The sequence below is a fragment of the Chryseobacterium defluvii genome (assembly GCF_003634775.1).
GTDB classification, from domain to species: domain Bacteria; phylum Bacteroidota; class Bacteroidia; order Flavobacteriales; family Weeksellaceae; genus Chryseobacterium; species Chryseobacterium defluvii.
Genome location: NZ_RBXB01000001.1, coordinates 1,321,891 through 1,336,622, shown reverse-complemented (window position 1 = coordinate 1,336,622; position 14,732 = coordinate 1,321,891). Strand labels below are relative to the sequence as shown.

11 protein-coding genes are annotated in these 14,732 nt (G+C 37.6%); 9 read left to right on the top strand and 2 right to left on the bottom strand.

The genetic code is table 11. The features are described from left to right. Position 1 precedes the first annotated feature (1 nt). Positions 2–1,951, bottom strand: coding sequence for a 1,4-alpha-glucan branching protein GlgB (gene glgB, locus BCF58_RS06240; RefSeq protein WP_185144824.1), 1,950 nt, complete (start codon positions 1,949–1,951; stop codon positions 2–4). A 207-nt stretch (positions 1,952–2,158) separates the two neighbouring features. Between glgB and BCF58_RS06235 the strand changes: the two genes are divergently transcribed. From BCF58_RS06235 to BCF58_RS06195, 9 genes are all read left to right on the top strand, one after another. Then, positions 2,159–3,280 carry an alpha/beta hydrolase-fold protein gene (locus tag BCF58_RS06235; RefSeq protein WP_121460895.1) on the top strand — a complete coding sequence of 374 codons (1,122 nt, stop codon included), beginning with the start codon at positions 2,159–2,161 and terminating at the stop codon, positions 3,278–3,280. Positions 3,281–3,284: 4 nt separating this feature from the next. Then, entirely contained in the window at positions 3,285–4,700 is a 1,416-nt protein-coding gene (locus BCF58_RS06230) for a M17 family metallopeptidase (protein WP_121460894.1), read from the top strand. A 141-nt stretch (positions 4,701–4,841) separates the two neighbouring features. Then, positions 4,842–6,053 carry an ATP-grasp domain-containing protein gene (locus BCF58_RS06225; protein ID WP_121460893.1) on the top strand — a complete coding sequence of 404 codons (1,212 nt, stop codon included), beginning with the start codon at positions 4,842–4,844 and terminating at the stop codon, positions 6,051–6,053. A 77-nt stretch (positions 6,054–6,130) separates the two neighbouring features. Further along, positions 6,131–6,862, top strand: coding sequence for a class I SAM-dependent methyltransferase (locus BCF58_RS06220; protein WP_228434745.1), 732 nt, complete (start codon positions 6,131–6,133; stop codon positions 6,860–6,862). Between the two features lie 95 nt (positions 6,863–6,957). After that, positions 6,958–7,671 carry an alpha/beta hydrolase-fold protein gene (locus tag BCF58_RS06215; RefSeq protein WP_121460891.1) on the top strand — a complete coding sequence of 238 codons (714 nt, stop codon included), beginning with the start codon at positions 6,958–6,960 and terminating at the stop codon, positions 7,669–7,671. 57 nt (positions 7,672–7,728) lie between these two features. Beyond that, positions 7,729–8,682 carry an ATP-grasp domain-containing protein gene (locus BCF58_RS06210; protein WP_121461066.1) on the top strand — a complete coding sequence of 318 codons (954 nt, stop codon included), beginning with the start codon at positions 7,729–7,731 and terminating at the stop codon, positions 8,680–8,682. A gap of 31 nt (positions 8,683–8,713) precedes the next feature. Further along, the gene (locus BCF58_RS06205) at positions 8,714–9,832 is read left to right on the top strand and encodes a carboxylate-amine ligase (protein WP_121460890.1); all 1,119 of its coding nucleotides are present in this window, start codon (positions 8,714–8,716) and stop codon (positions 9,830–9,832) included. A 35-nt stretch (positions 9,833–9,867) separates the two neighbouring features. Next, the gene (locus tag BCF58_RS06200) at positions 9,868–10,701 is read left to right on the top strand and encodes a type 1 glutamine amidotransferase (protein WP_121460889.1); all 834 of its coding nucleotides are present in this window, start codon (positions 9,868–9,870) and stop codon (positions 10,699–10,701) included. Between the two features lie 80 nt (positions 10,702–10,781). After that, positions 10,782–11,966 (top strand): hypothetical protein, encoded by a 1,185-nt coding sequence (locus BCF58_RS06195; protein ID WP_121460888.1) that lies wholly within the window; start codon positions 10,782–10,784, stop codon positions 11,964–11,966. 53 nt (positions 11,967–12,019) lie between these two features. Here BCF58_RS06195 and cphA read toward each other — a convergent pair whose 3' ends face one another. Beyond that, a complete protein-coding gene (cphA, locus tag BCF58_RS06190) occupies positions 12,020–14,647 on the bottom strand; it encodes a cyanophycin synthetase (RefSeq protein ID WP_121461065.1) in 2,628 nt (875 codons plus the stop codon). Between the last annotated feature and the right edge of the window lie 85 nt (positions 14,648–14,732).

Below are 14,732 nucleotides of genomic sequence, written 5' to 3'. Positions count from 1 at the left end.
TCTACTTTTTATGTAATTTAATTCTGTGTAATTTATATTTCTTGTCTTTTTTCTGTTTTAAAATTACACCTGCTAAAGGCGGTAATTTCAGGGTAATGGATTTCGGACGGCTCATCCATTCTTCATACTCTTCCTTTATCACTTCCGGCGTCACACCACTTCCACCATATCTTTCATCATCGGAATTAAAAATAACCTCCCAGTGCGTCCCGTTATTTACACCTATTTTATAATCCAGAACCCGTGGAGTAAGATTCAATATAACCATGAAGACATCTTCTCTTTTTTTTCCTTTTCTTAGATAGACATACACGGAATTGTCTTCATCATTCGCTTCAATCCATTCAAAACCATCCGGATTGAATTGATTTTCATAAAAAGCAGGCTCAAATCTATAGAGATGATTCAGATCCTTCACAACCGTTTGCATTCCTTTATGAACAGGATATTGTAGCAAATGCCAATCCAGGCTTTGGGTAAAGTTCCATTCACTTGTCTGCCCGAATTCATCACCCATGAACAAGAGTTTTGCTCCGGGATGCGTGTACATATAAACATACAGCGCGCGAAGATTGGCAAACTTTTGCCATTCATCACCTACCATTTTATAGATCAGGCTTGCTTTTCCATGAACCACTTCATCGTGAGACAACGGCATCATATAATTTTCATTATACATGTACATGGAAGCAAAAGTCAGCTTATGATGATGAAATTTCCTACCGATGGGATCCACCTTAAAATAATCCAGTGTATCATGCATCCACCCCATCATCCATTTCATTCCGAATCCTACTCCGCCATCATGCACCGGTTTCGTCAGCATCGGAAAATCGGAACTTTCTTCTGCAATGGTTATGATACTATTTCCAAATTCTTTATAAACAGCTGTATTAAAGTCCTGTAAAAACGTTTTAGCTTCGAGATTTACATTGCCACCATATATATTAGGTTCCCATTCCCCTTCATTCCTGGAATAGTCCAGATGCAGCATAGAGGTTACCGCATCTACCCGGAGTCCGTCCGCATGATAACGTTCCAGCCAGAACATGGCGTTTGAAATAAGAAAAGATTTCACTTCACTTCTTCCGTAATTGAAAATATATGATTTCCAGTCCGGATGGAATCCTTTCCTGGGATCTTCATGTTCGTATAAAAAAGAACCGTCAAAGCAATGCAATCCATTGGCATCTCCCGGAAAATGAGACGGAACCCAGTCCAGAATAACACCAATGTCATTTTTATGAAGCTTATCAATCAGATACATCAGATCCTGCGGCGACCCAAAACGGGAAGTTGCAGCATAAAAACCTGTGATCTGATACCCCCAACTCGGATCATAAGGATATTCCATAACAGGCATAAACTCTACATGGGTAAAACCCATCTCTTTGATATACGGAACAAGCTTTTCAGCAATATCCCTGTAATTCAGAAACCTGTCGGGAGCATTTCCATCCCTCACCCACGATCCCAGATGAAGCTCATAAACTGAAACAGGAGCTTCCAGATTATTCTTTTTCCATCTGTTTTGAAGCCAGTTTTCATCTTCCCATTCATACCAAGTGGTAGAAACCAATGAGGCAGCCTGAATATTTTGCTCCCAGCTTAAAGCATAAGGGTCGCTTTTCTCCAGGATTTCACCATAAGCGGTTTCAATGGCATATTTATATAAAGTTCCCCAGGTTAACCCTGCAATAAAACCTTCCCAAATCCCTGATTCGTCCCAACGGGGGTATAGAATATGATCTCTGTGATTCCAGTGATTAAAATTGCCGATTACAGAAACTTTTTTGGCATTGGGCGCCCAAACAGAAAAATAAACCCCTTGAATTCCGTCTTTTTCCACAGAATGCGCACCAAACTTATCATACAACTTATAATGCTTACCTTCTCTAAAAAGGTAAATATCATGTTCTGTGAAAAGTGTATATGTTTTAACAGAATTCATCAAGGCTGGTTTAATTTATATTTTCATTGAAACTACAAAAAATATTAACAATAACCATTAAATATTATTGAAATAATTATTATGTTAATTCCCTCTCCCACCCGTTTTCTCAAATATATCATTTTTTCAATCATAGTTTTTATGATTTCAAATAATCTATAAAAAGATTTTTTATAAATTTAGTGTTTAATTTTTTAAACACATATGATGAGGTTTGAACTCTACACGGAAGAAAACGATGACAGAACCGTTTATATCACGGGGAATTTTAACAATTGGAACCCTAAAGATTACAACTATCAACTGGGAGTATCAGATTCCGGCACCTACTGTATCGAGATTGATGACAGTATCCTTCCCAACTCTATTGAGTATAAATTCACCAAAGGAGGTTGGGAAAATGTAGAACTGGATAAATACGGAAATATAACTCCCAACCGCAAAATTGAAAAATCAGCAGGAAAGACTTCTGACATCGTGGAAAAGTGGAGACTCAACTGGGGACCTTTTAAAAAGGAATTTTTTCCTATTGCGGAAATCATCTCGGAGGAATTTTACATCCCGCAGCTGGACCGTTACCGTAAAGTCTGGGCTCTTTTACCCTATGATTACTATATTTCCAATAAAAGGTATCCTGTTTTATACCTTCAGGATGCACAGAACCTTTTCAATGAAGGGAGCGGCTATGGGAACTGGGAGATCGACAAGAAACTATCTATCTTGGCCGAATATGACAGAGGAGACCTGATCATTATTGCTATAGAACACGGCAGCGAAGAAAGAATCAAGGAATATATTTTTGATAATGATCATATCGCCAATGGTTCCGAAGGAAAAAAATACATCCGCTTTATTGCAGATACGCTGAAACCTTTTGTTGATGAAAACTACAGAACCAAAAAAGACAGGGACAACACAGGTATCGGAGGAAGTTCTTTAGGGGCCCTTATCAGTATATACAGTGGTTTTCTCTATCCGGAAGTGTATTCCAAATTACTGATTTTCTCCCCCTCTCTTTGGGTTGAACCCAACAATAATTTTCCAATGATGAGCTTCAGAATTCCTTATAAAATGAAAATTTATTTATATGGAGGTGGACAAGAGGGCGCCAAAATGGTAAAAAGGATTCATCTTTTTGAAGAATACCTGAAGAGATGGGAGAAGAAAAACCTTTTTGATTTTGAATTCAGGACCAATATTAATCCCGAAGGAGAACACAATGAGTTTTACTGGTCTCAGGAATTTCCTAGAGCCATCGAATGGCTGTTCTACAATAATAGTGAAAATCCGGTAGAAGTAAAACCGCAACAGAATAGTATTAAAAACTAACATTATGAAATTAATTAATAAAAGAAATAAACAATATACCCAGGTCTTTCATCTATTCACCGAAGAAGAATGGGCCAAAACAGGTAAGAATTTCAACAAGAATATTTCCACTTTTTTCACCGGAAAGAAAAATGAGATTTTCATTAACGCTCATGAGGAAGGGATTACCTATTTCATTGGCTTAGGAAAGTCAACTCTTGAGAATTTTGAGATTCAGCAGGTAGCTAATAAATTCTCACAAACCCAAAAGAAAAACATTCAGGCGGCTCCTACGTTGGTATTGGCTGATTTCTTCACTGAAAAACAATTTGAGGAATTTGTAAAAGGCCTTCTGCTCGGAACATATAATTATCCTTTTGATAAAACCCATCCTTTCTGGAATTTCAAATTTGAAATTCATGTTGAAAATTTAAGCCCTAAAAAATTAGATATTATTTTACAAAAAGCGGAAGCTTTATGTAACGGACAGGTTGCTTGTCAGGACTGGCTGAATAAACCCGCCAACCTTAAAAAACCTGATATTTTTAATGCTTATCTTAAGAATCTCGCAAAGAAATATCAATTAAAATATACAGTCTTCAACAGGAAAAAATGTGAAGAACTTGGATTGGGAGCTTATCTTTCTGTGAATCAAGGAAGCGCTTATGATGCGGCATTCACTATTTTAGAATACAATACAACCGCTAAAAAAGCAAAAACTATTGGCCTGGTGGGAAAATGTGTGCTGTTTGACACTGGTGGAGTTTCTCTGAAAAACCCTACCAATATGCATTATATGAAATCTGATATGGGTGGCGCTACTGCTGTTTTGGGAACATTGATCTATGCTTCGGAAATGAACCTTCCCGTAAATATTGTTGCCGTTTTACCTGTCACAGATAATGCAATTTCAGAAAGAGCTTATCTTCCGAGCGATGTGGTCACCGCATACAATGGAAAAACCATAGAGGTTCTTGATACTGACGCGGAAGGAAGACTGACTTTGGCAGACGGCCTTTCCTATCTTTCCAAAAACTATAAAACGGATATCCTTATCGATTTGGCAACGTTAACCGGAAGCTCGGTAAGAATGTTTGGGGATACTTGCGGAGCCTTATTCTCCAATAATGAGGAATTGAAAAATCTTTTGATTAAAACAGGTGATGCCACCAACCAGAGGTTATGGAATCTCCCGTTATGGGATGTCTGGAAAGACGATATCCGGTCTGATGTAGCCGATCTGAAAAACATTTCCATGAAGCCTCTCGGCGACTGTATCATTGCCGCTAAATTTTTGGAGCAATTCATTGAAAACCACCCTAAATGGGCTCATTTGGACATTGCGGGCGTTGCCTTCGGGAATACCAATTATGCCAAAGAAAAAGCTGCAACCGGATATGGGGTACAATTATTGTCATATTTAATTGAAAATTATCACTAAAAATTAGTTTATTACAAAATTTCTCTGTATAATTGATTTAGTAATTTTCAAAAGAACATTATATTCCCAATTTTAATGTTAAATAATCAATAAAAAATTGCTTTTATTTTTGAAAATTCATTAAATTTTAAAAAACATTATATGGAGGAGAAAACAATAGTATGTATTTCGTGCTATTACAAGGGCTATGATTTCATGGATGAAATGAAGAGGCTCGGTAATAAAATAATCTTGGTAACATCCGAAAATCTTAAAGAAAAAAACTGGCCATGGCATGCCATTGATGAGGTATTTTATATGCCGGAGCTGAAACCTTCTGTCTGGAACCTGGAACATCTTATTCAAGGATTTTCCCATTTAATGCAGACCAGGAAAGTGGATGCCGTAGTAGCGCTTGATGATTATGATGTGGAAAAGGCTGCTCTTGTAAGGGAAACATTCCGTATTCCCGGAATGGGCCAGACTACCCACCGTTATTTCAGGGATAAGCTTGCCATGCGGCAAAAAGCTAAAGATTCGGGAATCAATGTTCCGGAATTCACTGCTGTGTTCAACAATGATGAAGTCAATCAATTTATAGAAAAAACTCCGGCTCCATGGGTTCTGAAACCCCGTTCCGAAGCGTCCGCGTCGGGAATCAAAAAAATCACTACCAAAGAACAGCTTTGGGAAGCGTTGGATGCACTCGGTGAAGAACGCCATCTGTTTTTATTAGAAAGTTTTAAACCCGGAGATGTTTATCATGTAGACAGCTTAACGTTTAATAAAGAAATTGTATTCACTTCAGCTTCAAAATACCTTGCTCCTCCCATGCAGGTTTCTCATGAAGGCGGGGTATTCAGAAGTAAAACACTGGGAAGGTATTCGGATGAGTTTAAATCCCTGGAACACATCAACGCGAAAGTACTTTCCAGTTTCGGATTGCTGAACGGAGCCACCCATACGGAATTTATCAGAAGTAAGGATGACGGGAAATGGTATTTCCTTGAAACCTCATCCAGAGTCGGAGGCGCTCATATTCCGGACCTTGTGGAAGCATCAAGCAGCATCAATATATGGAGGGAATGGTCCAGAATTGAAGATGCTCTTTTAAAAGGAAAGCCCTATGAAGTATCTAAACCTACAGGATACTATTCAGGATTAATTGTTGCTCTGATCAAAGATAAGGAACCGGATTATAATGAATTTGAATGTGATGAAGTAGTGAAATTTTTACCTATCGATTATCATGTAGGAATTGTTTACAAATCCAATGACTCTGCTATAGTGCAGGAAAGACTGGACTATGCCGCTGAAAAAATACAGGCTGGTCTTTTGAACATTCTTCCCCCAAAAGGAAAACCCACAAGTTAGAAAATATAAATTTTTAGTATTCAAGTATAAAAAAACAAAAATAATGTTAAAAAACTATTTTATCACAAATGAAGAAAATGTTAAAAAAACTTCTGAAAATAGATTCAGGAGTATCAGCTCATAATAATGTTGAATTGGACAGACAATATTTATCAAAGGATGTTCCTATGTCTAACATTGCCAGACATCAGAATTGGTATTCCCATTTGATCCAGATCGGAAATAAACCGGGAATGAGAATACTGGAAGTTGGCAGCCGGGAAGTGACAGGAAGTTACAATGCCAAAGAAAATTTCCGGAATGCCGAATATGTAGGCTTCGATTACTATCCCGGAAACAATGTGGATGTGGTAGGAGATGCCCATAAACTATCAAGCTATTTCAAAGAAGATGAAAAATTTGATATTATCTATTCTGCTTCATGTTTTGAACATTTTGCCATGCCTTGGCTTGTAGCTGTAGAAATTGCGAAATTATTGAAAGTAGGCGGAGTAGTACTTGTGGAAACTCATTTTTCATATTCTGCTCATGAAAGACCCTGGAACTTTTTCCAGTACAGTGATATGGGATTGAAAGTATTGTTTTCAAAAGCATTGGGATTTGAGTGTATCGAGGCAGGAATGTCAAACCCAATAGTGGGAAGGTTTTCACTTTTAGCCGATGAGTATTTAAGAAACAAGCCCGTTAGAGGACTTTATTGCCATAGTGAATACCTGGGAAAGAAAATAAAAGAGATGGAAAACTTTTCCTGGGAACAGTTAAATTTAGAAGATGTTGTCGGAGACACAAAGTATCCGGAACCAAAATAAAATTAACTCCAAAATACTTCCTTAAAGATACTATTAAAGTAAGTAAAGCTCTAAAAGAGAGATCTATGATATAACTACAAAATTGATTAATAAAAATGCCAAATATAGAACATACAGATTATTATTCACACTTATTAGGAACAAGCCTTAAAGTAGAAGTAACCGGACATTATGGATACCCGATCGTTATGTTTCCGACTTCTCAGGGACAATATACCCAAAATCATGATTTTCATCTTAATGGAAGTATTAACTGGTTTATAGAGCAGGGAAAGGTAAAACTTTATAATATTCAGACCATTGATGCCTGGAGTTTTTATGATGAAAAAATATCTCCGCAACAAAGAATAAAAAATTATGAACTATATGTACAATTTTTAATTAAGGAATTTATTCCTTATATCCAGAAATTACATCAGACCCATCGCGTTGCAGTAGCAGGAGCCAGCTTTGGAGGCTATCATGCCGCTAATTTTGCATTCAGATTTCCCGATGTGGTATCCCATCTGTTTTGCCTTTCAGGCGCATTCAGCATCAGGAATTTTATGGATGGATATTCTGATGAACTAGTCTACTTCAATTGCCCGAGAGAATTTGTAAAAAATGACGAAGCCTGGAAATATAAGCATATGCACATTGTTTTGAGTACTTCGGACCAGGACATTTGTAAAGACAAGAATCTGGAAATGGCAGAAATATTAAGTTCCAAAGGAATTGATTTCTGGTATGATGAACGAAAATGGATCAATCACGACTGGCCATTATGGAGAATGGTTTTTCCAACATTTATAGGAGCTTTTTTCTCCTGAAATGATTATTTTTAATTGAAAACAAATATTAAATACACAACATTAAAAACTACAATTATGACAAAAAAAGTGGGGATTCTATTTGGAATGGAAGATACATTTCCCTGGGCATTTATAGACAAGGTAAATGAATTAGGCGGTGGAGAAATTATTGCAGAACCTGTAAACATCGACAAACTTGAACAAGGAGCAGATTACGGTTACGCAGTAATTATTGACAGAATTTCGCAGGACGTTCCCTTTTACAGAGCCTATTTAAAGAATGCTGCATTGAACGGAACCTATGTGATCAATAATCCGTTCTGGTGGAGTGCCGATGAAAAATTCTTCAATAATGCTTTAATGAGCAAGCTGGGAATTCCACTTCCGAAAACAGTATTGCTTCCTTCGCATGAAAGGCCCACCAACACTTCGGAGACCTCGTTCAGAAATTTAAAGTTTCCTCATGACTGGGATTATATTTTCAACTATGTGGGTTTTCCGGCTTATATGAAGCCTCACGACGGTGGAGGCTGGAGAAATGTATACAGAGTGGAAAACCCTGAAGACATGTGGAACAAACTAAGTGAAACGGAACAACTGGTCATGATGGTTCAGGAAGAAATTATTTTCCAGGATTATTACAGAGTATATTGCCTAGGAAAGAAATATGTTCATATTATGCCTTATGAACCCAGAAACCCGCATCACTTACGATATGCGACAACGCATCAGACACAAGGAGAGGAACTGGAAAAACTGCTAAAAACCATTCATGATTACACCATCAAAATGAATGAAGCTTTAGGATATGATTTCAACACAGTAGAATTTGCTGTAAGAGACGGTATTCCTTATGCTATTGACTTCTGCAATCCCGCGCCGGATGCCGACCGAAATTCTGTAGGAGAAGATAACTTCGCATGGATCGTAGAGCATGCCGCAAAACTTGCTATTGAAAAAGCTAAAGAATATGTACCCGGAAAACCAAATATTTCCTGGGGAACCTTTGTGAAAGATTCAGCTAAATAACCTAATTAAGAAATACAAAACACAGAAAAAAATGCATCAATTTACTATCGGAATCGAAGAAGAGTATCAAATTATTGATGTTGAGAGCAGGGATCTTGTCTCTCATGTTTCGAAAATTATTGAAGGCGGAAAAGCAGTTTTAAGTGAAAACCTGAAGCACGAAATGCATGAATCCATGGTTGAAATGGAAACAGGCATCTGCCAGAACATTCAGGAAGCAAGAACGGAGCTTACCAACTTAAGAAGACATCTTATCAACACTGCTCATGAACAGGGGCTTCGGGTCTCAGGAGGCGGAACACACCCTTTTTCAAACTGGGAGCATAATACGATTACTAATGGTGAACGGTACAATAAAATTGTAGATGATATGGGAGATGTTGCACGTGGTAATCTCATTTTCGGGTTGCACGTTCATATCGGGATTCCGAATCGTGAAGAAGGAGTCCGGATACAGAATGTCATGCGCTATTTTCTTCCCCACGTATATGCACTTTCCACCAATTCACCTTTTTGGATCGGAAGAAATACCGGGTTCAAATCTTACAGACAGGAAATTTTTGTAAAATTCCCCAGAACTGGGATTCCGAGCTATTTTAATTCATTGGCGGAGTTTGACAGCTATGTAGATCTTTTGGTAAAAACAGGAACCATCGACAATGCAAAAAAAATATGGTGGGATTTAAGAGTACATCCGTTCTACCCTACCATTGAGTTCAGAATTTGCGATATGCCGTTGAGAATTGACGAAACGGTATGTTTGGCTGCTATCATGCAGAGCCTGGTTGCAAAAATCTACAAACTGCATCAGCAGAACTTAAGTTTCAGAAGCTATAGAAGACTGTTATTGAATGAAAATAAATGGCGGGCTTCCAAAAGTGGAATTGAAGCCCATCTGATCGATTTCGGAAAAGAAGAATCCGTTCCTTATCCTGACCTCTTGAAAGAGCTTCTTGAGTTCATTGATGATGTAGTGGATGAATTAGGATGCAGAAAAGAAGTTGAATATGCCTGGACGATCTTACAAAACGGAACCGGTGCGGACAGACAGCTCAAAATTTTCAATGAAACCGGCGATCTTGCCAAAGTAGTAGACTATATGATTTCCGAAACGGAGTATGGCATAACACATAGTGAGACTGCTTCATAATTTTTTTGATAACTTTGCAAAAAATATGAAGTAGTATGAAAGATATTCGAATAGCTTTGTTGGATATGAACAACAATCATGTCAATCAGGGTTTCAAAAACATCAGAGAGATTTCTGAAGCATTCCAGCAAAGTTCCGAAGAACATGTAAGCATCCGGACATTTGATGTAAGACATAAAAACGAAATGCCCGACATTAAGGATTTTGATATTTTTATTTCTTCAGGAGGCCCTGGAACACCCCATAAAGAAGGTTTTGAATGGGAGGAAAAATACGGACATTTCCTGAATGCAGTTTATGAGCATAATACATGCAATGAAAATAAAAAATATCTGTTTTTAATTTGTCATTCATTCCAATTAGCAAGCATTCATTGGGAGTTGGGTAATATCTGTAAAAGAAAATCGTATTCTTTCGGAGTAATGCCGGTTCATAAAACAGAGGAAGGTGAACAGGAGTTTTTATTTAAAAATCTTCCGGACCCGTTCTATGCAGTGGATTCCAGAGCATATCAATTCATTGAGCCCAATTATGAACGTTTTGAAGAACTAGGAATGAAAATCGTTGCTATCGAAAAATTCCGTCCTCATATTAATCTGGAAAGAGCTGTTATGGCAGTTCGCTTTTCCAATGAGATCTTTGGAACTCAGTTTCATCCTGAAGCAAATCCTGCAGGAATGCTCGAAAACCTGAAAGATGAAAAGAACAAAGAGGCCATGATTGAGAACTTCGGAATGGAAAAATATCTTGAGACACTAGACAGAATGGATGATGAAGATAAAATTGTTCTGACAAGAAACCAGATCCTTCCAAGATTCCTGCAGTTCGCTAAAAAAAGTATTTTGAAAGGCGTTGCAGTAATGGCTTAAAATAATTAAGTTTATAAAATAATAAACCCCATAAATCGAGCAAAATTGCTCGATTTTTTAAAATCACAAAGAAAAAAATTATGATATCAAAATACAGGGAACAGTTCAATCAGGAGTTTTCGCAGGAAAAATACCAGCACTTTAAGGAAGTTTTAAAACAAAAAAGCGGTTTGGAACCAGCTTTCCGAATTTCCGAAAGTCCGATATTCCTTACCAAAGAATTTGAAGGTAAACTTATTGATGCCTGCGAAAGCATTATAGATCAGATAAAGGCTTTATCGTCTGAAACATTAGAGAAAGCCATTCCGGAAAACTGTAAAGTTCCTAACGATACAAAACAGCCTCATTTTCTCACGATAGATTTTGGTATCTGTAAAAATGATAAAGGGGAAATTGAACCTCAACTGATAGAACTACAAGCTTTTCCTTCTTTATACGCCTTTCAAAAAGTATTTGAAGAAACTTTTTGTGAAGTATATCCTTTTTTGGATGAAATCAAAAATAAAATGCCTCGTGAAGATTTTAAGAATTATTTAAAAGAGGTCATTATAGGTGATGAAAATCCGGAAAACGTCATTCTGTTGGAAATTTACCCCGAAAAGCAAAAAACTGCTATTGATTTTGTCTTTACTGAAAAGCTATTGGGAATAAAAACCGTTTGTTTAACCAAAGTAAAAAAGGAAGGAAAAAAATTATACTATGAAATTAACGGAAAATTAATTGAAATCAAAAGAATCTACAACCGTGTTATTTTTGATGAGCTGGACAGGATTCCTGATCTAGTCACTGAATTTGATTTCCGTGAAGATATTGATGTAAAATGGGTTACCCATCCCAACTGGTTTTTCAAAATTTCGAAATTTCTTTTACCGTTGCTGAAACATCAGTTCATTCCTAAAAGCTATTTTTTACATGAATTTCCCGAAAATGAAAATCTGGATAATTTTGTGTTAAAGCCTTTGTTTTCCTTTGCAGGAAGTGGAGTCAACTTAAACCCGACCAAAGAAGTTACAGATGCCATTGAAGATAAAGAAAACTATATTTTGCAACGAAAAGTAAATTATGAACCTGTTTTTAAAGATATCAACGGGGAGTTTTCAAAGGCAGAAATCCGTATGCTATACGTTTGGAGAGAAAATGATGAACGCCCGATTTTGCTTGAAAACCTTGGAAGAATGACTAAAGCAGCAATGGTGAATGTAGATTTCAATAAAAAAGATGCCATCTGGATCGGTAGCTCCAATGCTTTTTTTGGAGAAGAATAATAAACTGAATATGCTATTTCATTTAAAAAGCCTCCGATTGGAGGCTTTTTATTTTAAATTTTATCATCTTCCTGCAGCTCTCTTGCCTGATATTCCTGTACCAGATCAATGGCATTGGAGATCACATCGCTTAAAGCTGTAATAAAAGTTCCTTCTTCTGCCATGCTCATCGCATGCTTCAAAGCCTCTATTTCTTTTGGAATAATTTCATAACTCACATCTCTTCCTGCTTCATTAATTCCGTCTATGATTAATCCGTTGATCTCTTCTTCAGTTCTTCCGCGAAGATGTTTTTCATTTCTGATGATGATATTATCGAACATTCTTCCTGCAATTTTCCCGCATAATTTAATATCCTCATCCCTTCTGTCGCCCACTCCCGAAATAATCCCGATTTTCTTAGTAGCCTCGACATTTTTAAGATAATCTTCAATAGCCTCATATCCTGCAGGGTTGTGTGCAAAGTCAATTAAAACTTTAAAGCTCTTAAATTTGAAGATATTCAGTCTTCCCGGTGTAAGTTGGGCACTTGGGATAAATGTTCTCAATGAATTGGAAATATCCTCAATTTCAAAACCGTGAAGATAGCTTGCCAAGCATGCCGCCAGAACATTCTGAATCATAAACTTTGCCTTTCCTTCCATTGTGATCGGGAAATCTTTGGCTTTTCCGATTCTGATCTTCCAGTCTCCTTTTTTAATGGTTACAAAACCTTCTTCATATACACATGTAATTTTCCCATCTTTTGCAAACCTTTTGATATGGGCATTATTTTCATCCATGCTGAAAATAGCCACATTACAATCCAGATCGTTGACTATTTTCATGGAATATTCATCATCAGCGTTCATAACGCTCCAGCCACTTTTCTTCACACTATCCAGCACCACTCTTTTTACCCTGGTAAGATCTTTCAGGGAGTGAATGTCATTCATTCCCAGATGATCTTCCTTGATATTCGTTAAAACACCAATATCGCATTGAGAAAAACCTAATCCTGAACGCAGGATTCCTCCTCGTGCCGTTTCCAAGACCGCAAACTCTACGGTTGGATCTTTCAGAATAAATTCAGCCGAAATTGGTCCTGTGGTATCTCCTTTTGACAGCATCGTATTCTGAATGTAAATACCATCGGAAGTTGTAAAGCCTACTCTGTAACCGTTGCTTTTAACAATATGCGAAATAAGTCTTGTTGTCGTCGTTTTCCCGTTAGTCCCCGTAACTGCGATAATCGGAATGGTAAAAGGTTTTCCCGGCGGATAAAGCATATCTACTACCGGAGCAGCTACGTTTCTGGGTAATCCTTCGCTCGGAGCCAAATGCATTCTGAAACCAGGTGCCGCATTAACTTCGATAATGGCACCTCCACTTTCTTTTAGCGGCTGTGTAAGATTTTCTGCCATAATATCAATTCCGCAAACGTCTAATCCGATGATTTTGGAAATTCTTTCCGCCATGGTGATATTTTCGGGATGAACCATATCGGTAACATCTATCGAGGTTCCTCCTGTTGAAAGATTGGCTGTAGATTTCAAATAAACCACTTCCCCTTTTTGAGGAATGGTTTCAAGCGTATACTGAAGTTTATCAAGAAGTTCCATGGTGTCTTTATCCACCTCAATTTCCGTCAATACGTTTTCATGCCCGTACCCTCTTCTCGGATCTTTATTTTCCTTGTCAATCAATTGTTGGAGATTCAGCTCACCGTCTCCCACTACATGGGCCGGAACTCTTCTTGCCGCAGCAACCATTTTATTATTGATCACCAAAACCCTGAAATCATACCCTGTAATATATTTTTCAACTATTACTTTTCTGGAGTATTTCTGAGCATGTTGCAATCCAATTTTTGAGGCTTCCCAATCATTTACATTAATAGATGTCCCTTTTCCATGGTTCCCGTCCAGAGGTTTAATAACAATGGGATACCCTATTTTCCTGATTACCTTATCCAGATCTTCTTCATCTACCACCAGCTCACCTATCGGAACCGGAACCGCGGCATCGTGAAGCATTTTTTTCGTGAGTTCCTTATTGCAGGCAATATCAACGGCAATTGAACTTGTTTTTCCTGTAATGGTTGCCTGAAATCTTTGCTGATTGACTCCATATCCCAACTGTACCAAAGAATTGTTCCCCAATCTGATCCAGGGAATTCTTCTGGAAACAGCTTCCTCAACAATACTTCCTGTTGAAGGACCTAAACGTACCCTTTCTCTGATTTCTTTCAACTTCTGAATACAGGCATTTAGATCATATTCCTTATTTTCAATTAAAGCTTCTGCAATTTTCACAGCCTGTTCAGCCGCATAGATCCCTGCATTCTCTTCAAGATAATTGAATACAACATTATAAACACCGGGAGTCTTTGTTTCTCGGGTCCTGCCGAAGCCTACATCCATTCCGGCCAGTGTCTGGATTTCCAGTGCTATGTGTTCAATAACGTGTCCCATCCACGTTCCGGTTTCCACTCTTTGAAAAAAACCTCCTTCTACACCTTCTGAGCATCTGTGAGTCATTAAAGACGGAATCAGCTGTTCTATCCTTTCTCTGAAACCTTCGATTTTATTGGTGGGAAAATTTTCCATTTCTTCAAGATCCAACCTCATCTGTATCAGCTTTTTCCTTCTTATGCTCCAAATATTGGGGCCGCGTAAAGCCTGTATCTTCTCAATTTTCATAGTCAATTTGCATTTTTCCTTATTAATAATACTTTCTTCTAAAATCAAATATAATACAAAAGCTCAAACAAAACTATAGAGAGGA

Bases quoted from the DNA above. Each gene is read 5' to 3' on its own strand.
- glgB (WP_185144824.1), bottom strand. From the start codon at position 1,951: ATGAATTCTGTTAAAACATATACACTTTTCACAGAACATGATATTTAC.
- BCF58_RS06235 (WP_121460895.1), top strand. From the start codon at position 2,159: ATGAGGTTTGAACTCTACACGGAAGAAAACGATGACAGAACCGTTTAT.
- BCF58_RS06230 (WP_121460894.1), top strand. From the start codon at position 3,285: ATGAAATTAATTAATAAAAGAAATAAACAATATACCCAGGTCTTTCAT.
- BCF58_RS06225 (WP_121460893.1), top strand. From the start codon at position 4,842: ATGGAGGAGAAAACAATAGTATGTATTTCGTGCTATTACAAGGGCTAT.
- BCF58_RS06220 (WP_228434745.1), top strand. From the start codon at position 6,131: ATGTTAAAAAAACTTCTGAAAATAGATTCAGGAGTATCAGCTCATAAT.
- BCF58_RS06215 (WP_121460891.1), top strand. From the start codon at position 6,958: ATGCCAAATATAGAACATACAGATTATTATTCACACTTATTAGGAACA.
- BCF58_RS06210 (WP_121461066.1), top strand. From the start codon at position 7,729: ATGACAAAAAAAGTGGGGATTCTATTTGGAATGGAAGATACATTTCCC.
- BCF58_RS06205 (WP_121460890.1), top strand. From the start codon at position 8,714: ATGCATCAATTTACTATCGGAATCGAAGAAGAGTATCAAATTATTGAT.
- BCF58_RS06200 (WP_121460889.1), top strand. From the start codon at position 9,868: ATGAAAGATATTCGAATAGCTTTGTTGGATATGAACAACAATCATGTC.
- BCF58_RS06195 (WP_121460888.1), top strand. From the start codon at position 10,782: ATGATATCAAAATACAGGGAACAGTTCAATCAGGAGTTTTCGCAGGAA.
- cphA (WP_121461065.1), bottom strand. From the start codon at position 14,647: ATGAAAATTGAGAAGATACAGGCTTTACGCGGCCCCAATATTTGGAGC.